The following is a 21,427-nucleotide window of genomic DNA, read 5'->3' on the forward strand; positions in this document are numbered from 1 at the left end:
TTCATAAATGAAAAACGAGTTTTAGTGATTTTAAACAATTAGGCCTAGTCAGACAATATGGCCATATATTAAGCGACAGTCAGTTGAGATAAACGTTTTTTCCTCACATCCATGCCTGATGAAATTCATCAGGCATGGATTGACGCTATTTCGAGACGAGATGATTAGAACTTATATTGATAATTGATAAAGAAACGATTTTCTGTAAAATCACTCCCATAATCTTGCTGGTAACGTGTAAATAAGTGCTGTAAAGACAGTCCTTTTAGCGCAGGTTGCTGAAAATTATAAGTCGTCAGAACATCAAGTTCGGACTCTTTATTTTTATCACCATTGCTCATTTTAATATCCCGCCCAACCGCATATTTTGCAATGCTGTTTAAACCGAGGATATAATCTTTAAAGTCATAACCATAAATAAAATGCCATGATTTTTCATTTTCTTTAAAAAAGCCGGTGACATTCCAGTTAATAAAATAAAGCTCAGGTAAAAAACCATCAGGCAAAGGGTAGGCGTCCCCAATAATTCTTTGATAACCAACACCTAAAGTGTGATTGTTCAGTTTCAATGTTTCCAACAAACCTACATTTTGGCTATCGATATCTAAAGCATTACTATTATCTTGCGAATTAAAATATCGTAATTTTGAATGCAAGGCGATATTGTCAGCAATTGGGTATCGATGCTCCACGCCTAAATAGTGTTTATCATATAAATTTTCTAAATGCCCATAGTAATAATTGATATTAAAATCTTTATTTACATCATAAGATAAATTCAGGTAATCCAATCCATCTGAATAATGTTTTATACCTTTCTGCGTATAAGAAAATTTATAAAAATCCTCCTCATTGCGAGGAGAGTTTTTCGACACATGACCAAGTTCGACTTTAAGTTTTTCCTGAATTGGAAATTTTAAGTTCACACCTTGATAAGTCGTTAAAAGCTGACGGCTTGTGTCGATTGCGGTCATGGGTAAATTGAGCCATAACTCACCCACTCTCAATTCTGCCTGATCATATTTAAGTTTAAGTGTACCCCCATATTTTAAATAGTCTGCTGCCTGTTCTTGTTTGATTGGGTCAAAAGGCAATACGGTATCATTGACATGTTTGTCATTGCTTAGACGTACCGCATATTGTATTGAACCATCAACGCCAATTTGCAGAGGATGTTTTAAAATTTCAATGGGTGTGTCATAAAATTGTGAGTGATAAAATAATGATACGCCTTGTGACCAACTCCCCGAATCTTTGACATTTTCTTGGTCAAAATTGCGATCAATATAGGCATTTTTTAAAGTTAATTTCCATTCATCTTTGGCTAGCGTTAGTTGTGTAAAAGCACAAGTATTGATGAATATGAGCGTAGTAAAAATCTTTGTAAATGGTGTATTGAATAACATAAGGCATCCTTGACTTAAGTTTATTTCCAGATGAAAGGTGATTTTTTTTGGGTTTCTTCAGCATCAGGTTCTAAAGCAATACCTGTACGGTCTTTAAAAATACAAATCGCTAAAAAAGCAATCACGGACATCACGGTTAAATACGTACTGACTAAATAAATACCGTTTACTTTGCCGATTAATGCTGCTGCAATTAATGGCGCGAACGCACCGCCAATGATCGAGCCAATTGCATAAGTGATGGATATACCTGAAAAGCGAATAGAAGCAGGGAAGAGTTCAGAATAAAAGACAGCTTGTACACCATAGGTGATTCCAATACCCATTGATAATAGGGCTAAGCCTGACATGATGTAGCTATAGTTGCCTGTACTGATCAGTGGGAAAAGTACCAGAGCGGTAATGATTTGAATCAATGAGCCGAAAATATAAACTGGTTTGCGTCCAAATTTATCTGAAAGCACTGCAGATAACCAAGTAAAGAAGGTCCAAATAACGGCAGAAATACTGATCAAGGTCAAAATGATTGGACGCTCTAAATTCAGACCATTTGGATTGGTGGTAAAGCTTTGAATAAAGCCACCAGCAGTCATGTAGCCCAGCGCAGTTGTACCAGCTATCAATAATGCTGAGCTAAAAATGACTTTTTTATACTGTCCAAAAAGTTCACGGATCGGTTTCTGTGTGGTGCCTTTCTGTTTTAATTCCTCAAAAATAGGGCTTTCTTCAACAGAACGGCGAATCCAGTAGCCTAAAGCAAAGAGGAAAATACTGCATATAAATGGAATTCTCCAACCCCATGCTAAAAACTCTTCTCCTGGTGAAACATAGCCAGTCATGATCACTAAAACCAGTGATGCCAGTAATAAACCAAGTGGAACACCGAGTTGTGGGAATGAGCTAAATAATCCACGTTTGTGGGTTGGTGCATGTTCAACGGCCATCAATACAGCGCCGCCCCATTCACCGCCTGCGGAAATTCCTTGTAAAATACGCAGTAAAATTAAAATGATAGGCGCAATGATACCCACGCTGTCGTAAGTGGGTAATAAGCCAATCAGAGTTGTGGTTCCACCCATCATGATTAACGTAGCGGCTAGAACGGTTTTACGTCCAAACTTATCGCCAAAATAACCTGCGATAAATGCGCCAAAAGGCCGAAAAATAAAACTAATACCTACAGATGCAAAAACCAACAGGGTGGCAAAGGCCGGACCTGCGGGTTTAAAAAACAGTTGATTAAAAACTAAGCCTGCTACAGCGGCATAAATAAAATAGTCATACCACTCTATTGTGGTCCCAACAATCGTTGCTATCGCAATTTTGCGAGTACGTGATGCCGATGAAGTGGGAAGTGCAAGCGTCGAGCCGTGCAATTCTGCTTGAGAGTTTTCCATAGCTTTTCCTTTTTGTATTTCACTTATGCTTCAATCTATTCTTGGTTTTTTGATTGAAACAAAATCCTTGTCGTATTGACTCATCATGAATCAATCGAATAATTATGCTTGAATATTTTTTAAATGGATACACTATTTTTAAAATAAAATAAAAATGGTATCTTTTTAATTTAAATTGGTAATGTTTTGAATTTTAAATAATGATATTAAAATATTTTAAATCAAATGATTATAATTTTTATCGATGTATTGGTTTTAATTTTTATTTGTAATTTGATACTAAAATTAATTAAATTATAATTTTTTGGTATCTTTTTATGTCTTTTATTAAGTCTTTTGCAACAAGAAAACCCAAATAAACTGATTTGGGTAAATATGATTTTGCAGACGAAGTTGAATCAGGTTTTGTATAAACCCTTATAAGTTATATCTTCACTCAGTCATCCAATCGATTAAGCTGTAATGTGTGCTGTCGTGTTATCAATCAACGTTGTATCCGTGTGAGCAATCACCTCATCTAAAGTTATTTTGGTCGCGTGTTTAATTCCATGAATTTCATCTTTATTTAGGCAAATACATCATCACGACCAACAATGTGATTTATTAATGCCGAGATCGCTGACTGAAATTGCATCTGTTCAGTATTTATTCTGAGATAATTTATTCTAGGATATGTTTGAAAAACTCCCCTAAAGCCTAGCTTTATTGCCACAAAATGACTGAGGCTAACTTTGGAAATTTAGGGGAGCTGATTCAATAAAAATTAGTTTTAAACAGACGTTTAATTAGTCACGATTGACTAAGGTTAAAATATCGTAAGTGGCAACTAATTCATGACGCTGGTTTTTTACTTTAATGTCCCAAACAACAACGCCGTGGGCTTTTTGGCTTGGGTCTTGTAAAGGTTTCGGGGTTTTTTGTTTACAGGTTAATTCGACTTGAATGGTATCTCCGATTTTAACAGGCTCTACAAAACGTAAATTGTCCATCCCATAGTTTGCAATCACTGGACCTGGTGCTGCATCTACAAATAACCCCGCAGCGGCGGATACGATAAAATAGCCATGCGCAACACGATCACCAAATATTGAGTCAGCCGCAGCAATTTTGTCCATATGTGCATAGAAGTGATCGCCACTTAAGCCAGCAAAATTGACAATATCAGCTTCTGTCACAGTGCGGCGAGCAGTCAATAGGCGTTCACCGATACGTAATTCATCAAATGATTTTTTAAAGGGATGAACTCGATCTTCAAAAACCTCTGAACCAATGGTCCAACTATGACCAATTTGTGTCATGGCTTTGGGTGAACCTTGGATTGCTGTGCGTTGCATATAATGTTTTACCGCACGTAAACCACCTAATTCCTCACCACCACCAGCACGACCTGGACCGCCATGAACTAAGTAAGGAAGAGGCGAACCATGACCTGTACTTTCTTTGGCATTTTCACTATCTAGGATATGTACACGACCATGCCAAGGTGCAATTTTGGCAATGATCTGCTCTACATTTTCATCCGCATTGCGCACCACAGAAGCAACTAAACTACCTTCTCCTCGTGCAACTAAATCAGCCAGCTCTTGAAGGTTTGCATAAGGCATTAAAGTAACAACTGGACCAAAAGCTTCTATTTGATGAATGGTCGTGGCTTGGCTTGGATTTTTACAGACTAAAACAGTCGGTGGATAAAATGCACCTTGTTCAGGATTTTCAGCTTGAATGGTGAAATCTTGACGGAGGTGGCTACCAAATACAATTTCAGCCTCTTGATTGAGTTGCTCTACTTTTTCTGCCACATCATGTTTTTGTTTTACACTGGCTAATGCCCCCATGGTGACATTTTCACGTTCAGGGTTGCCCACGACCACATTTTTTAATTTTGCGATTAACCGTGTTTGTACTGTTTCAAGTAGTTCTACGGGAACAAAAGCACGACGGATTGCAGTACATTTTTGCCCGGCTTTAGTGGTCATTTCACGAAAAACTTCTCGTACAAATAGATCGATTGTTTCCGTAGATGTGTGTTGAGTCAAAATAGCACTATTGACAGAATCTGCTTCCATGGTAAATGGAATTGAATAATGATTTAAATGCGGCGTTGCGCGTAATTTTTGCCCAGTGGATGCAGAACCAGTAATCGTTACTGTATCTTGAGGGTTTAAATATTCAAATAAATCATAAGTTTGACCACAGATAAGCTGTAATGCACCTTCTGCTAAGATGCCGCTAGCCAAAATGTCTTTGACAACAGCGTGGGTCAATTCTGCACCTTCCGTGGCCGGTTTAACGATACATGGCACACCTGCCAATAATGTAGGGGCAATTTTTTCTAACATTCCCCAAATTGGAAAATTAAAAGCATCAATATGCACAGCGACACCAGCCTTTGGGCTAAGAATATGCTTTGCACCAAAGGTACCGTTTTTAGACAGCGGAATCCAAGCATCTTCAACCAAGGCGGTTTCATCGCTGAGTTCACGACGAACTAAACTTGAATAGGCGAATAAAGTTCCGATCCCACCCTCGATATCAATCCAAGCATCTTTACGGGTACAACCTGTTGCTTTGGCAAGTTCATAATAGCTTTCTTTGCGTTCCAGCAAATATTGAGCGACTTGTTTTAATGCATTGGCACGTTGATGGAAAGTCAGTGATGCAAGTGCAGCACCTTTTTGTTTTGCATAATCAACAATGGCTTGCGTGTCGATTCCTTGACTACTCACTTGATAAATGGCTTCACCTGTTATCGCATGATAGACAGTACGGAAGTCTTGTTGAGCGAAATATTCTTGTCCATAAACCAAAGAGCTTAATGTTTTAATCGCAGGCTGCGTGGTTGATTTTGTGGTCATTTCATCGGGTTCCGTATGGGGTATTGCCGTATCTAAATCAAGCATTACTCAAACTCCTTTTGTGATACGTTTTAGATGGTTTTCTATTTTTAATGACTCATAATTTGTATTTTAAATTTTAAAATGTCAAATTTTTTTAGCTAAATATTGTGATATTAAAAATTTAATAAAAATAATTTTAATTAAAACAATTGTTTGAAAAAGTAAATTTTAAAATAATTATGATACATAAAAATATGTATTGATTTTTTATTTGTATCGTTTTAATTTAAATAGCATAACACTTGGGATAAGTGAGGACACAATGAATAATCATCAAAAAGATTTCGATCAATCTCTCGAAAAGGATATTTCGATTGAGCCTAAAGATTGGATGCCAGATGCATATCGTAAAACTTTAATTCGCCAGATTGGACAACATGCACACTCAGAAGTTGTGGGAATGTTACCTGAGGGCAATTGGATCACGCGTGCACCAAGCTTAAAACGTAAAGCTGTTTTACTTGCTAAAGTTCAAGATGAAGCAGGGCACGCATTGTATTTATATAGTGCGGCTGAAACCTTGGGTGCCGATCGTGATGACATGATGGATAAACTCATTGCTGGGCAGATGAAGTATTCATCAATTTTTAATTATCCAACCCTAACTTGGGCTGATGTTGCTGCCATTGGCTGGTTGGTTGATGGTGCGGCAATTGTCAATCAAGTTGCGTTATGTCGTACCTCTTATGGCCCCTATGCACGTGCCATGGTGCGTGTATGTAAAGAAGAAAGTTTCCATCAACGCCAAGGCTTTGAAGCCATGATGCAGTTGGCAAATGGGACACCTGAGCAAAAACAATTGGCACAAGATGCAGTGAATCGTTTTTGGTGGCCTGCACAAATGATGTTTGGTCCGAGTGATGACAATTCTCCAAACAGCGCACAAAGTATGCAATGGAAAATTAAACTCTTTAGTAATGACGCACTCCGTCAGAAATTTGTGGATAACACGGTACCACAAGTTTTACAGCTGGGTTTGACTGTGCCAGATCCTGACTTACGTTTTAATGAAGCAACAGGACATTACCAGTCTGGTGAAATTAATTGGGACGAATTTTTTGACATTCTTGCAGGTAAAGGCCCATGTAATCACGAACGTATCGAAGCACGCCGTAAAGCGTGGGAAGGTGGCAAATGGGTACGTGATACCGCTGTGGTCTATGCACAAAAAAAGCAACAACAAGCTGCTGCCAAAGTTGCTTAGTTCAGCGTTTTAGTCAAATTTAATAAGGATTTTATGATGGACAATAAAAATAACTGGTCGCTATTTGAAGTTTTTGTACGAAGTAAACAAGGTTTAAGCCATCGTCATGTGGGGAGTTTACGTGCGCCAGATGCAGAAATTGCACTCCAGAATGCCCGTGATGTTTATACCCGTCGCAATGAAGGGATCAGTATTTGGGTGGTGAAATCTGAATGGATTACCTCATCTCAACCTGATGAAAAAAATGAATTTTTTGATCCAGCATTAGACAAGGTATATCGTCATCCGACGTTTTACCATATTCCAGATGGCATTGAGCATATGTAAGGGGGACGAAGATGAGTCATTCAGTATTTGCACAGTTCCTATTGCATTTGGGTGATAGCCAACTGATTTTATCGCATCGTTTGGCCGAATGGTGTGGTCATGCGCCTGAGCTAGAGCTGGATATTGCATTAGCCAATATTGGTTTGGATTTGCTAGGTCAAGCCAGAACATTGTTAAGTCTTGCCGGTGAAGAGGAAGGCTTAGGTCGTGACGAAGATCAATTGGCATTTTTCCGTAACGAACGTGAATATCGCAATTTATTGTTATGTGAACAACCCAATGGTGACTTTGCACAAACCATGGTACGCCAGTGGTTAATGGATCATTATCATCATTTGTTATTTGCTGCATTAAGCCATAGCCAACACAAAGCGTTAGCTGCATTTGCGCTGAAATCATTACGTGAAGTGAAATATCACTTACGTTTTTCTACTGCTTGGATGGAACGTATAAGTTTAGGGACGAGCGAAGCACATGCAAAAACCCAATTAGGTTTAAACGAACTGTGGCGTTTTAGCAAAGAATTATTTGTCTTAACCACCGAAGAACAAGGCTTGGTGACTGAAGGCTTAATTCCAAATATTGAACCTTTAAAAGCGCAATGGCTGGATGTCGTAACAGTTGAACTGCAACGTTTTGAGCTTAGTTTACCTGAAACAGGGGCGTATCGTAGTGGTGCAAAACAAGGCTTGCATACCGAACATTTAGGTTTCGTTTTGGCTGAATTGCAATATATGCAACGTACTTATCCCAATATGAGTTGGTAAGTTCAGCATTTCACAAGGAGTGAACTACATGAATTTAATTCGACAATTTAGCGATGATTGCTGGGATATTTTACAACAGATTTCTGATCCTGAAATTCCAGTGTTATCGGTTGTGGATTTAGGCATGATTCGTGGGGTGGAGTTGAATCAGGACAATAATATTGTGGTTCGACTTACACCCACCTATAGCGGTTGCCCTGCAACAGACGTGCTGAAAGATGAAATCGTACACGCGTTTACTGCAAAAGGTTTCACACCGATTCAAGTTGTGGTGGATTTATCTGAAGCTTGGACCACCGATTGGATGAGCCAAAATGGCAAAGACAAGCTGAAACAATATGGTATCGCACCTCCAAAAGGCGAGGCACACAGTTGTGGTACGCATGTCGCATTAACCGATGGGATTGAATGTCCACATTGCCACAGCATACACAGCAAATTATTAAGCGAATTTAGTTCTACTGCATGTAAAGCCTTATATCAATGCCAAGACTGCTTAGAACCATTTGACTATTTCAAATGCATTTAAGTTGAACATTGTTCAACAGTTTGAAAAGTTAAAATGAAAGAGGGATTTTCACATGAGTCAATTTGTACCATTAACCATAAAATCAATTACGCCCCAAACTGAGCAGGCGATTTGTATTGCGTTTGATCTTACCCCAGAACAGCAACAGCGCTTTCAGTATCAACCAGGGCAACATTTAACTATTCGCCATTTAACAGAAAGTGGTGAAATTCGTCGTTGTTATTCGATTTGTAGTGATGTTCAAGAAGATATGAGTATCGCGATTAAAAAAATTGATCAAGGTCAATTTTCAACTTGGGCAAATGACAATTTAAAAGCTGGTGATCAACTTGAAGTAATGCCACCGCAAGGGATTTTTTTTCAAAAAGTTGCCAAAACTGGAGGAAAAAACTACTTAGGATTTGCCGCAGGCAGTGGAATTACCCCAATTTTATCCATTATAAAAACAGTGTTATTACAGCAACAAGCTGCCAGTTTTACCCTGATTTATGGCAATCGTACTTGGAAACAAACCATGTTTGCTGAGCAAATTATGGATTTAAAAGATCGTTTTAAAGAGCGTTTTCAATTGATCAATGTCTTCTCTCGTGAAATGAATGACAGTGCTTTGTTTAATGGTCGGATTGATGCTGAAAAACTGCAATTATTATTTAAAGCAAATCTGATTCATGCAGAATTTGATCATTGTTTTGCCTGTGGTCCCAATGAAATGATGGAGGCCATCGAAACGGTTTTACCTGAATTTGGCATTGAACGCAGTAAAATTCATACTGAACGTTTTAATACTGGGGCTGTGAAAAAAGCCACAGCGCAGCATATTGGCAATCGTAATGAAGAAAAAGTCAATATTGTGCTGGATGGGCGCGAGTTGATCATTGAAGTCGCCAAAGAAGATGACAGTATTCTAGATGCTGCATTACGTGCCGGTGCTGATTTACCTTATGCATGTAAAGGTGGCGTGTGCGCAACCTGTAAATGCAAAGTACTTGAAGGCAAGGTCGAGATGGCAATTAACTATAGTCTTGAACCTGAAGAACTTGCAAAAGGTTATGTACTCAGCTGTCAAGCATTGCCAACGACTCCAAATGTGCGTTTGAGTTTTGATGAATAAAACGGAATAACATTGGAGCAGAGAGATGGATTTCTTAAAAACCAGTTTAGTGAAAACAGGCGTGATGCTTATCGAGTTAAATCGCCCAGAAAAACATAATGCGCTAAATAATGCCACCTTAAAACAACTTGTGGATGTGCTGCAAGATTTAGAGCGGGACCAAAGTATTAAAACTGTTGTGATTACTGGTAATGAAACATGTTTTGCAGCGGGTGCTGATCTAAATGAATTGGCAGCCCTTGATGTGGTGACAATCCAGCAAGATCAACGTCCGTTACTATGGAAACACATTGATGAGTTTTCAAAACCAATCATTATGGCGATCAATGGCTTTGCCTTTGGTGCAGGCTTTGAGCTCGCCTTGCATGGCGATATTGTGCTGACTGGTGAAAATGCACAATTTGCCTTACCCGAAATTGGTTTGGGTATGTTGCCAGGTGCAGGTGGTACACAGCGTTTAGCACGTTTGGTCGGACAGCAATTGGCCATGCGTTGGGCAATGACAGGGGAACGTATTTCTGCAGCGCTTGCATTGCAACATGGCATTAGTAGCCAAATTTGCCCAAGCGCACTGACGGTGCAATATGCAATTGAACTGGCTGAAAAAATTGCCAAACAAGCGCCATTGGCAATCAGTGTCATTAAACAATCGTTGAAATCCATCCATGAAGTAACTTTAAGCCAAGGCTTGAAGCAAGAACGTCAGCATTTTGTCTGGCTTACGGCAACTCAAGACCGTAAGGAAGGTATTGATGCATTTTTTGAAAAAAGAAAACCAGAATTTAGAGGTGTGTGATGGATTACCAAACCATAATTGTTGAAGAAAAAAATGCAGTCGGTTATTTAACTTTTAATCGCCCAAAGCAACTGAATAGTTTTAATGAAACGATGCATCATGAAGTATCACAAACATTAAAGGCCTGGGCCAAAGATTCAAATATTCGCGCGGTGGTGATTTCAGCCGAAGGTCGTGGTTTTTGTGCCGGGCAGGATTTAGCTGATCGAGTGGTTGATCCCAATGCAGACGCACCTGATTTGGGGGTATCGATTGAAAAATATTACAACCCATTAATCAAACTGATTACAGAAATGCAGAAACCCGTGATTTGTGCAGTAAATGGTGTGGCGGCTGGAGCAGGTGCAAATATTGCCTTGGCCTGTGACATTGTTCTTGCCGCAAAATCTGCGTCATTTATTCAAGCCTTTTGTCGCTTAGGTTTGGTGCCTGACTCGGGAGGCACTTGGTTTTTACCCCGTTTGGTTGGACGCGCGCAGGCAATGGGTTTGGCAATGCTGGGCGATAAAATTCCTGCTGAAAAGGCAGAGCAACTGGGCATGATTTGGCAAAGTGTTGCAGATGAACAACTCAAAGCTGAAGCGGAAAAATTGGCTAAGCATTTGGCAACACAACCCACCTATGGCTTGTCTTTAATTAAAAAAGCAATCCATGCTGCTGCTGACAATAGCCTAGATGATCAATTGATTTTAGAGCGTGACTTACAGCGTTTAGCAGGTCGTTCCAGCGATTATAAAGAAGGCGTACAAGCATTTATGCAAAAGCGTAGCCCTGAATTTAAAGGATGCTAATCATGCAACAATTCAATTTACAGCAAGCAAATGTTGCTGTTATTGGTGCAGGAACGATGGGTATCGGGATTGCTCAACTGGCTGCGATGAATGGTCATCAAACGCTGCTCTTTGACCATGATCTCAATATAGCCAAGGCATCACTTGCACAGCTGACAGTACAACTGAATAAACGTGTACAAGCTGGAAAAATAACACAGGCCCTTGTGGACAGTGCATTGGTGAATTTAACTGTGGCGGATGATATTCAACAACTTGCGGCAGCAGGATTAATTATTGAAGCTGTAGTTGAAAATAAAGAAGTGAAACAAAGCATTTTTCAACAACTTGCTGCAATTTGCTCAGAACAGACTATTTTTGCTTCTAATACCTCCTCCATTTCAATAACTGCAATAGCGTCTGCGATTCCACAACCTGAACGTGTGATTGGATTACACTTTTTTAATCCTGCACCAGTAATGAAACTAGTTGAAATTGTACAAGGCTTAAAAACTGCCAAAGTGAATGCAGATGCTTTGTTTAATCTGATGCAGACATGGAACAAAGTACCGGTTTTAGCCAAATCTACGCCTGGTTTTATTGTGAACCGCGTGGCTCGTCCGTATTATGCTGAAGCTTTCCGTGCTTTACAGGAAAATGTGACGACGCCTGAACAGTTAGATTTCATTTTACGTGAATGTGGTCGCTTTGCGATGGGACCATGTGAGTTGACGGATTTAATTGGTCAAGATGTGAATTTTTCAGTAACACAGAGTGTCTATCAGGAATTTTTTTACGAGCCGCGTTATCGCCCCTCTCTTATTCAAAAACAACTGGTAGATGCAGGTTGTTTAGGCCGTAAAAATAAACAAGGCTTCTATAATTATCATCAAGAACAACCAACACCAGTGTATCGCTTACCTGAAATGACTCAGGATAGCTCACAGAACATGAATGTGAGTATCCATGGTGAATGGGCCAATCAAGCTGATTTTATTCAGCGCCTAAAAAATCAAACGACATTCAATATCAACAAAGTTGTGTCTCAACAAAATTATATTCAAATTGATGATATTGATCTCCAACTCACGCAAGGCGAATCTGCCGATATTGTTTATACACATCAAAAAGTTGTACTGATGGATTGGCATGCGGATTGGAACAAGGCTAAAGCAATTGCAGCGACGGCATCTCCAGCATGTTGCCAAGCAGATCAAGAAAAAATGACACAATTCTTTGCTGCAATTGGTGTTCATGTAGTTTGGACAAAAGATCATCCTGGGTTATATGTAATGCGAAGCATTGCAATGTTAGTCAATGAAGCTTGCGAGGCGGTTTTGCATGATGTCGCGACAGAACACGATATTGATGCTGCCATGAGATTTGGGGTGAATTATCCGCAAGGTCCGTTCCAATGGATGACGCAACTGGGTGCACAACAGATTTTGATGATTTTAGAAAATTTACATCAAGTTTATGGTGAGGAACGCTATCGCCCAAGTCTGTATTTAAGAAAAAAAGTTGCTGCTTTGGCTTTACCCGTGCAGCAAGCACAACAATTAAAACAAGCAGGATAAGGCGTAAAAAATGGAACAAGTGTTTATTTGTGATGCTATTCGTACTCCAATTGGTCGTTATGCAGGAGCTTTAAGTAGTATCCGTACAGATGATTTGGCTGCTTTGCCGATTCAATATTTAAAACAACAACATCCTACGTTGGCTTGGGATCAGTTAGATGAGCTTATCCTTGGTTGTGCCAACCAAGCCGGTGAGGATAATCGTAACGTCGCTCGAATGGCATCATTACTTGCGGGACTACCAGAATCAGTACCTGCGATTACGGTAAACCGTTTATGTGCTTCGGGATTAGATGCGATTGGTTTGGCTGCACGTGCTATTAAGTCAGGTGAAGCACAATTTGTATTGGCAGGTGGTGTTGAGTCAATGAGTCGTGCGCCATTTGTACAGTCCAAGCCAGAAACAGCTTTTAGCCGAACGGCAAGTATTTATGATACAACTATTGGTTGGCGCTTTATCAATCCAAAATTTAAAGCGAATTTTGGGGTGGACAGCATGCCTGAAACCGCAGAAAACGTTGCTGAAAAGTTTCAGATTAGCCGTGAAGATCAGGATTTATTTGCTTTCAATAGTCAGAAAAAAACGGCAACTGCGCAACTTAATGGCGTGTTTGCAGAAGAAATATGTGCTGTAGAAATAATCGATCGTAAAAAAAATCTAACACGTATAACTGAAGATGAACATCCACGCGCAGATACCTCACTGGAAAGTTTGGCAAAATTAAAAGCACCATTCCGCAAACAAGATGGTTCTGTCACAGCAGGAAATGCATCGGGTGTAAATGATGGAGCCGCTTGTGTGTTATTGACCAGTGAAGCTTTTGCAACGGCAAATCAGTTGAAACCACTTGCCAAAGTTATTGCAATGGCGAGTGCAGGCGTTGAAGCAAAATATATGGGAATTGGTCCAGTACCAGCAGTACAAAAACTGCTGAAACAGACAGGTTTAAGTCTGGATCAAATGGATGTCATTGAGCTGAATGAAGCATTTGCAGCACAATCACTTGCAGTAATGCGTGCACTGGGTCTGGACGATGATGATGCACGGATCAATCCCAATGGCGGAGCAATTGCCTTAGGTCATCCATTGGGTATGAGTGGTACACGTTTGGTGATTACGGCAATGAAAGAATTGAAACGCCGTAATGGAAAATATGCACTATGTACGATGTGTGTGGGTGTTGGGCAAGGTGTTGCGCTTATTTTGGAAAATTTTGACGCATAACAACCACTGCAAGACCAAACCAAGGATTTTAAGAAACAGCCAAAGGATGGCTGTTCAGGGAGTAACAATATGAATAACAATACATTGGAACATTTAGAAAAAGCATCGGTTGATGAATTACGCAATGTTCAATTTGAACGTATGAAACAAACATTGCAACATGCTTATCAGAATAGTGTCGTCTATCGTCAGAAATTTGATGAAGTTGGGATACATCCTGATGATTTTAAAACTTTAGCAGATCTAGCTAAATTTCCATTTACCTCTAAAAAAGATTTACGCGAAAATTATCCATTTGGCATGTTCGCAGTTCCACAACAGCAAATAGTCAGAGTACATGCCTCGTCAGGTACAACGGGGCAACCCACTGTTGTAGGATATACCCAAAAAGATATTCAAGTTTGGTCTGATGTTGTGGCGCGTTCATTACGTGCTGCAGGTTTAAGTAATCAAGATATTATTCAAGTGTCTTATGGCTATGGACTATTCACTGGTGGTCTAGGTGCGCACTATGGTGTTGAGCGCTTAGGCGCAACGGTCATTCCCATGTCAGGTGGGCAAACTGAGAAGCAAGTACAATTGATACATGACTTTAAACCCACGGCAATTATGGTGACACCATCCTATTGCTTAAATATTATTGAAGCATTGGAAAAAAGATTTGGTACTGCCAAAGAGTGCTCCATTAAAACCGGAATATTTGGTGCGGAACCGTGGACCAATGAGATGCGTAAAGAAATTGAAGATCGTTTAAGGATTGATGCACTGGATATTTATGGCTTATCTGAAGTGATGGGACCCGGTGTTGCGATGGAATGTCTGGAGACTAAAGATGGTTTGACCATTTGGGAAGATCATTTTTATCCTGAAATTATCAATCCAGAAACAGGAGAGGTACTAGCTGATGGTGAATTGGGCGAATTAGTTTTTACCACGATTACCAAAGAAGGCATGCCTGTCATTCGTTACCGAACCCGAGATTTGACTCGTTTATTGCCAGGCACAGCAAGAACAATGCGCCGTATGGATAAAATTGTTGGGCGTAGTGATGATATGATGATTATTCGTGGTGTAAATGTATTTCCATCTCAAATTGAAGAACAAATTTTACAAATCCCTGAATTGGTTCCTAATTATGAGATTCAAATTTGTAAACAAGGTCATCTGGATGGATTGCACATCCGTACAGAAATGCGTCAAGATATACCTCAGGAAATACACGCACAACTGTGTACTCAGCTCAAAACTAAGATCAAAACGATGGTTGGAATTACGGTAAGCATTGAAATTTTGGCAGAAGGGGCATTGCCACGTTCAGAAGGTAAGGCTCAGCGTGTATTTGATTTGCGCAACAATAATCATGTTACACATCCATCAAGTACGCTTAGCCTTGGTTAATTTGAGTGTTGTTATTTGAGATTGTTAAATTAAGGTCCTATCGAACATTATGAATTCAAAATTAAAACTTGCTATAGATGATTTTATTACCAAAGAAATGTTAAGTGGAACTTCACTGATCATGACGGTTTTTGGTGACTGTGTGCATCATCATGGTGGGATTATCAGTCTTGCAAGTTTGATTCAGTTAATGAGTGTTTTTGGACTCAATGAGCGTTCGGTACGGACTGCTGTATTTAGACTGGTACAAAATGGTTGGTTAGTGTCTGAAAAAATTGGTCGTACAAGTTATTATCGTGTGACTGAAAGTAGTCTCAACGGTTTTACACTGGCAGATACTAAAATTTATAATTTTAATCATAAAGAATGGGATCAAAGTTGGGATTTGGTCTTACTCAGTTCATTAGATATTGATAATAAACAAATTTTAAAGAAAGAATTGGAGTGGCTGGGTTTTGCCAGTATCGCAAGTAATGTAATGGCTTATCCAAGTTGCGATAAATTGAAATTACAGAATTTATTGCTCAGTCAGAACATGACAGATCAAGTGGTAATTTTTAAAGCTGAAACTTTGCAACTGTGGCAAGAATCTTATCCAACGGTAAAACGAATGGTGGAAGTTAATTGGCCAATTCTTGAGTTACATTCACGTTATGAAAAATTTATCCAAGATTTTCGAGAGTTCTTAAATCTTGTGGAAAATTCAGATGATATGGATGCTGCACAAGCATTTCAAATCCGTATTTTGCTTATTCATCAATTCCGCCGAATTTTATTAAAAGACCCAAATTTACCATTTGAATTATTACCTTCAAACTGGTTATCACTGAATGCGAGAAATTTGAGTAGTAACCTCTATCAACTGGTTGTTTTTGCAGGGGAAGAGTACTTTATGCAGTTTGCTCGTACATCAGAAGGTTTTATGCCACCTTTACATCCTATGTTTTATAAGCGATTTGGTGGTTTAAAAGTTGAGGAAATGGGTGTTTAAACCCACTAGTTCATTTAATTATTTAAATGAGTTGGGCTTTGAAAAATATGGATTATTCACATGCCTTGTTATGCTATTGATAATGTAATTCCAGTCGTACACCCTAACGCCTTTGTACATCCAACTGCTGTATTAATTGGTGATGTTATTCTTGAAGAGGGCGTTTATATTGGCCCTTTTGCTTCGTTACGTGCTGATTTTGGACAGATTCATGTCTGTAAAAATTCCAATGTACAAGATAACTGCGTGATTCATGGCTTTCCGAAAAGTATTACTTTAATCGAAGAGTATGGGCATATCGGTCATGCTGCTATTTTACATGGCTGTACAATTGGCAAAAATGTTTTGGTTGGCATGAATAGTGTCATTCTTGATGAAGCTGAAATTGGTGAAAATACCATTATTGGGGCCAATAGCACAGTTAAAGCCAAGGCAGTTATACCCGCAAATGTGCTCGCTCTTGGAAGTCCTGCAAAAGTCGTTCGTGATTTACTAGAACAAGAAATTGAATGGAAGCGAAATGGAACAAATGAATATATTCATCTTACACAGCGTTGTATAAATTCATTACGAGAGGTGGAACCTTTGATTTCTTTAGAGAATCGGTTAGATTTTACAAACTTTAAAGCTGAGCATAAGTTGTACTAATTTGTGGCTTAATCTTCATTGATGGCGAGTATCACAATATTGTGAATTGGATCAATGCGTACTGAATTTACAATCAGAAAATAGGTTCAACACATTGTTTTGTCTCGTCCTAAAATAGTTTAACAATATTTCATTGAGAACCAAGTTAAGCAATGAATTCGGTTCTTGCTTTTCCACACATATGATTTTTTCGCCAATCTCTTAAAATAAGAAAAAACATCCTCTTACTGACGATTATCCAAAGCTTATGGTGGTCACGCAACAAATTGAACAAGTCAAGCTGTTGAGCAAAAGGCTGTTGTCATAGATGTCTCAGTGGTTCTTTTATTTGTTAAGATTGGGTAAAATTACTGCAAATTTAGCACTTTATAAAATGTAGATTAGGATGATGATGAACAAAATTTTAGTGATTGCCTTAGGGATATTGCCAGTATTTGCACAAGCACAAAGCTTCAAATACACAAACACCGAGTCTGGTTTTAAAAATTATCAGGGACTAGCCACTTTAACAGGAAAATTTTCACGTAATTTAGACCCTGAATATTTAGATTATATGGGCGATGATATTTGCTTTGAACCTAACAAAACATCAGCTGCACTTATTCCACGCCCAAAAGGTGATACACGAGATGTCTGGTTTTGCTTTAGCAACTTTGATGCAGCAAAAAAGACTTTTAAGTTACCAGACAATATTAAAAAAGGTTATTGCCAATATGAGGGACAGGCAACGATTCATATTAAAGACTATCATTTATTTATAGAGGAAACTGAAGGTTTTGATTCAACTCAATTAGTTTCAGCGACCAATATTACTCCTGCAAAAGCAATAAAATGTAAAGTGCAGAATTAAGAGTGTTTAAATACTGTAATGAGATTTGATCGCGACAGGAAAATAGAGCTTAACTTGGCTAACCATTCGCAAACAAAAAAGATCGCATTAATGCGATCTTTTTCTTTTAAAACTGATACTTAAGCTATTTATGCTTATTTATTCTTTTTGCTGGCTTTTTTATATTCCAGATAGGCTTCTTCAGCAAATTTTCGTAATGAAGTCCCGATTGCTGCATATTGGAATTCATTTAAGTTGGCAAGCGAGGCGCGTGCAGAAGGATGTTGAACACCAAAACCTGAACCCGGAAGTAGTACTACACCTGTTTCATCAGCAACTCGGAAAAGTAATTCTGTTGGATTCTTATTTTTCATCACCCAATCAGCAAATGCATCACCATATAGTTTCCGTGAGGTATTTTCTAAATTGACCAAGGTATAGTAATCAACGGCATTTGGATCTTGTGGGACTTCAACCCCAAGCTGTCTATAAAGCGCAGCATCACGTTCTCGAACCACAGATTTCACTGCTTTTTTATAGCTTTGACGAGAATCCATCATATTAAATAAAGCAAAAAGAACCATTTGTACTTGTTGAGGTGTGGATAATCCAGCCGTGTGATTTAAAGCAACATTACGGCTATCGGCAACAAGGCGATCAATAAACTTAATACTAGATGGATCTGTGGTGAGGGATGAGTAACGTTCTTCGAGTTCTTTCTTGTCTTTTTTAGAAAGCGCAGCAATTTTTTTATCTAAAATATTATCATTACTCAAGGCAATAACCCCAAGTCTCCATCCTGTTGCACCAAAATATTTAGAGAAAGAATAAACCAGAATGGTATTGTCAGGGCAAATTGCAAATAAGGATTTAAAGTTATCTGCAAATGTGCCATAAACATCATCTGTTAAAATAATCAGGTCAGGACGTTTTTTAACAATATCAGCCAAAATCGCTAAACCTTCATCACTCATTTTAACCGAAGGTGGGTTGCTTGGATTCACCAAGAAAAATGCTTTAATCGATGGATCTTCTAATTTGCGTAATTCGGATTCAGGGTATTGCCAACCAAGATTAGGATCAGCCTTGATGAGTACTTCTTCGAGCTGATAATCATTGAGTTTTGGAATTTCGAGATAAGGGGTAAAAATAGGCGAACCTATGGCAATACGATCACCATGTGAAATAATTTTATTTTCTTTTAATGAATTAAAAATATAAGCCATTGCAGCTGTACCGCCTTCCACTGCAAATAAATCGATTTCCTCTTTAGGCATACCTTGTACGCCCATTTCACGTAAAACATATTCTTTAATAATCTTTTCGCTGACTCTTAGCATTCGATCTGGGACAGGATAATTACAGCCAAGTATACCTTCGACCATTTCGAGTAAGAATGCATCGGGATCAAGTCCCAATTGGTCACGAACATAAGAAATCGCTTTACCCAGAAAAACAACACCTGGCTTGTCACGATTTTCTAGGATGAAGTGGTCAAAGCGTGATTGCAATCCTTCCGCACGAGGAAATCCACCAAGTCCTTCTGGCATATAGGAAAAAGAAAATTCTGATTCAGTGGCAGAAAATAAACCCAATTGGAAAAAGGCACGCCGTGGAACAGTTGCAAGAAAGTTTGGATTTCCTCGTCCCGCATTGAGCATCATACGATCGGTATGGCTTTGTGCTAAAGCAATCAATTCATCTTTGAGTTCAAATGGGCTAAGTTTTGCATATTTTGAATAATCAACGTTCCCCATGGGAAGTCTCCTTAATTATCTTGAAGTGAATGAGTTTGAAATTTATAAAATTATTTATGCTAAACCGACAATCAGAGGGCCAAGCAAGGTTAAAAATACATTTGCGAGTGCATAGGTAATCGCAAATGGGACGGTCGGAATTGAGTTTCCAGCTTTGTCGAGTACGCCACCAAAAGCGGGGTTTGCACTGCGTGAGCCAGTTAATGCTCCAGCCATTACGGCGACATTGTTATAACGGAGTACATAACGGGCAAACAGCATTGAAAGAATCAGCGGTACTAGCGTGACCACCACTCCGATCATAAACAGGGACAAGCCACTTTCTTTGATGGTTTGAATGGCCTGTAAACCTGATTGCAAACCGACAGCAGCAACAAAACCAGCAAGACCTAAATCTTTGAGAAGTTGTGAAGCGGCTAAAGGCATATTGCCGTGGACTTGGTTACGGCTACGTAGCCAACCAAATAACAGACCTGATAACAGCGCACCGCCACCTGCACCAAGGGTTAAAGGAACATCTCCAATACGGACAACAAATAGGCCAATGACTAAACCAACAACTAAACCTGCACCATGGAAAATCCAGTCTGTTTTTAAGCTTTCGGGTAAAGCTTTACCCGCCTCTTTGACTAGGCGTTCAAGATCACTTTTAGTTCCATATACGGTGACCACATCGCCTTGACGCAGGACCGTATCATCACTTAAAGCTTGTGCTTCACTGTTACGTTTAATTGCCAGCACATAAATGCCATGCTTTAAGTAATCTGGGGTATTGGCTTTGATATCTCCAAGGGTACGGTTGGCATACTTTGAGTTTCGTAATATGACATCTGTGGTATCCATGATCATTTCCATGCCTTGTGAGGATTGCAACTCAGATCCAATAAACTCGGCAATGGAAACGATACTTGTCCTGCGACCAACGACCAGAACAACATCATCTTTCTCTAAGGTAATTTCGGGCGCAACATCAATAAATTGATCTTTGCGTTTTAATCGTTCAATGGTGACGCTCGGTACTTTTGTTTCGAGTTCGGCAATGGTGTGTCCTGATGCTTGTTTGACTTTGTAAATACGACCAACAATTTCAGGCATAGCCAATTCTTGACCAGGTGCCAGTTCAAATGCACCTTTTAACTGTTCCGCTTGCGCTTTTAAGGCATCATCATGAATTTCTCGTCCCATAAATTTTGGCAAGATATTCACACAGACAATAATTGCGCCTAGAGAACCAAAGATATAGGTCACAGCATATCCAATCGCAACATTGGCTTGAAGTTTTTGAATTTCTGCAAGTGGTAAGTCTAGACGAGAAATCGCATCGCCCGCCGTACCAATAATCGCAGATTGGGTCATCCCACCTGCAGCTAGACCTGCGGCTAAGCCTTTATCTAGATTAAAGATTTTTGCCATGACTAAGACCGTAATGAGTCCACATACAGCCATAAAAATAGCCAACAAAATTTCTTTAATGGATTGTGGTCCAAGCGATTTAAAAAACTGTGGACCACTTTCAAAACCGACTGCGTAAATAAATAAAGCAAAAAGAATCGCTTTTACACCATTGTCGATTGGTACCCCAATAAGACTTAGAATAACAGCGACAAGTAATGATCCTGCAACACCACCAAATTGAAACTTTCCAAATTGAAATTGACCGATCCAAAACCCTATTGCTAAGGATAAAAATAATAGGATTTCAGGACTATGTTTTAATTCACCTTGTAGCCATTCAATCATTTTACGGCCCCACCTTTATTATTTAATCTATATTTGATTATGAATAGAATGTTCATTT

18 protein-coding genes are annotated in these 21,427 nt (G+C 39.1%); 13 read left to right on the forward strand and 5 right to left on the reverse strand.

Features of this window, described 5'->3' with window-relative positions; translation table 11 throughout:
• Positions 1–164: 164 nt before the first annotated feature.
• The 3 genes from GJV03_RS13820 to paaZ form a co-directional block, all read right to left on the reverse strand.
• Positions 165–1,406 carry an OprD family outer membrane porin gene (locus tag GJV03_RS13820; protein ID WP_154130314.1) on the reverse strand — a complete coding sequence of 414 codons (1,242 nt, stop codon included), beginning with the start codon at positions 1,404–1,406 and terminating at the stop codon, positions 165–167.
• A 20-nt stretch (positions 1,407–1,426) separates the two neighbouring features.
• A complete protein-coding gene (locus GJV03_RS13825) occupies positions 1,427–2,803 on the reverse strand; it encodes an MFS transporter (RefSeq protein WP_154130315.1) in 1,377 nt (458 codons plus the stop codon).
• Between the two features lie 785 nt (positions 2,804–3,588).
• Positions 3,589–5,658 carry a phenylacetic acid degradation bifunctional protein PaaZ gene (paaZ, locus tag GJV03_RS13830; protein ID WP_252720712.1) on the reverse strand — a complete coding sequence of 690 codons (2,070 nt, stop codon included), beginning with the start codon at positions 5,656–5,658 and terminating at the stop codon, positions 3,589–3,591.
• A gap of 304 nt (positions 5,659–5,962) precedes the next feature.
• Between paaZ and paaA the strand changes: the two genes are divergently transcribed.
• The 13 genes from paaA (at position 5,963) to GJV03_RS13895 (ending at position 17,893) form a co-directional block, all read left to right on the forward strand.
• Positions 5,963–6,904: a 1,2-phenylacetyl-CoA epoxidase subunit PaaA gene (gene paaA / locus GJV03_RS13835; RefSeq protein WP_004717768.1), complete on the forward strand. Its 942-nt coding sequence runs from the start codon at positions 5,963–5,965 to the stop codon at positions 6,902–6,904.
• A 36-nt stretch (positions 6,905–6,940) separates the two neighbouring features.
• Positions 6,941–7,231, forward strand: a complete 291-nt coding sequence (gene paaB, locus GJV03_RS13840; protein WP_004717766.1) for a 1,2-phenylacetyl-CoA epoxidase subunit PaaB — start codon at positions 6,941–6,943, stop codon at positions 7,229–7,231.
• Between the two features lie 11 nt (positions 7,232–7,242).
• On the forward strand, positions 7,243–7,998 hold the full coding sequence (gene paaC / locus GJV03_RS13845; RefSeq protein ID WP_154130317.1) for a 1,2-phenylacetyl-CoA epoxidase subunit PaaC: 756 nt from the start codon (positions 7,243–7,245) through the stop codon (positions 7,996–7,998).
• A gap of 28 nt (positions 7,999–8,026) precedes the next feature.
• A complete protein-coding gene (gene paaD, locus GJV03_RS13850) occupies positions 8,027–8,527 on the forward strand; it encodes a 1,2-phenylacetyl-CoA epoxidase subunit PaaD (RefSeq protein ID WP_151957653.1) in 501 nt (166 codons plus the stop codon).
• A 52-nt stretch (positions 8,528–8,579) separates the two neighbouring features.
• Positions 8,580–9,638 (forward strand): 2Fe-2S iron-sulfur cluster-binding protein, encoded by a 1,059-nt coding sequence (locus GJV03_RS13855; protein WP_004717759.1) that lies wholly within the window; start codon positions 8,580–8,582, stop codon positions 9,636–9,638.
• 25 nt (positions 9,639–9,663) lie between these two features.
• Entirely contained in the window at positions 9,664–10,434 is a 771-nt protein-coding gene (locus tag GJV03_RS13860) for an enoyl-CoA hydratase-related protein (RefSeq protein WP_154130318.1), read from the forward strand.
• Positions 10,434–11,225 (forward strand): 2-(1,2-epoxy-1,2-dihydrophenyl)acetyl-CoA isomerase PaaG, encoded by a 792-nt coding sequence (gene paaG, locus GJV03_RS13865; RefSeq protein ID WP_154130319.1) that lies wholly within the window; start codon positions 10,434–10,436, stop codon positions 11,223–11,225. Before GJV03_RS13860 ends, paaG begins: the two co-directional genes overlap by 1 nt.
• Positions 11,226–11,227: 2 nt before the next feature.
• Positions 11,228–12,781, forward strand: a complete 1,554-nt coding sequence (locus GJV03_RS13870; protein ID WP_154130320.1) for a 3-hydroxyacyl-CoA dehydrogenase — start codon at positions 11,228–11,230, stop codon at positions 12,779–12,781.
• Positions 12,782–12,791: 10 nt separating this feature from the next.
• Positions 12,792–14,006 (forward strand): 3-oxoadipyl-CoA thiolase, encoded by a 1,215-nt coding sequence (gene pcaF / locus GJV03_RS13875; protein ID WP_154130321.1) that lies wholly within the window; start codon positions 12,792–12,794, stop codon positions 14,004–14,006.
• Between the two features lie 69 nt (positions 14,007–14,075).
• Entirely contained in the window at positions 14,076–15,404 is a 1,329-nt protein-coding gene (gene paaK / locus GJV03_RS13880) for a phenylacetate--CoA ligase PaaK (RefSeq protein ID WP_154130322.1), read from the forward strand.
• Between the two features lie 49 nt (positions 15,405–15,453).
• A complete protein-coding gene (locus GJV03_RS13885; RefSeq protein ID WP_105713457.1) occupies positions 15,454–16,395 on the forward strand; it encodes a PaaX family transcriptional regulator C-terminal domain-containing protein in 942 nt (313 codons plus the stop codon).
• A gap of 60 nt (positions 16,396–16,455) precedes the next feature.
• Entirely contained in the window at positions 16,456–17,043 is a 588-nt protein-coding gene (locus GJV03_RS13890) for a hypothetical protein (protein WP_004717747.1), read from the forward strand.
• A 391-nt stretch (positions 17,044–17,434) separates the two neighbouring features.
• Positions 17,435–17,893 (forward strand): hypothetical protein, encoded by a 459-nt coding sequence (locus GJV03_RS13895; protein WP_154130323.1) that lies wholly within the window; start codon positions 17,435–17,437, stop codon positions 17,891–17,893.
• Between the two features lie 134 nt (positions 17,894–18,027).
• Here the strand turns inward: GJV03_RS13895 and GJV03_RS13900 are convergent, their stop codons facing one another.
• Positions 18,028–19,629: a bifunctional aspartate transaminase/aspartate 4-decarboxylase gene (locus tag GJV03_RS13900; RefSeq protein ID WP_154130324.1), complete on the reverse strand. Its 1,602-nt coding sequence runs from the start codon at positions 19,627–19,629 to the stop codon at positions 18,028–18,030.
• Between the two features lie 54 nt (positions 19,630–19,683).
• On the reverse strand, positions 19,684–21,369 hold the full coding sequence (gene aspT / locus GJV03_RS13905; RefSeq protein WP_105713461.1) for an aspartate-alanine antiporter: 1,686 nt from the start codon (positions 21,367–21,369) through the stop codon (positions 19,684–19,686).
• Between the last annotated feature and the right edge of the window lie 58 nt (positions 21,370–21,427).

This window comes from Acinetobacter sp. RIT698, assembly GCF_009668065.1.
GTDB classification, from domain to species: Bacteria; Pseudomonadota; Gammaproteobacteria; order Pseudomonadales; family Moraxellaceae; genus Acinetobacter; species Acinetobacter guillouiae.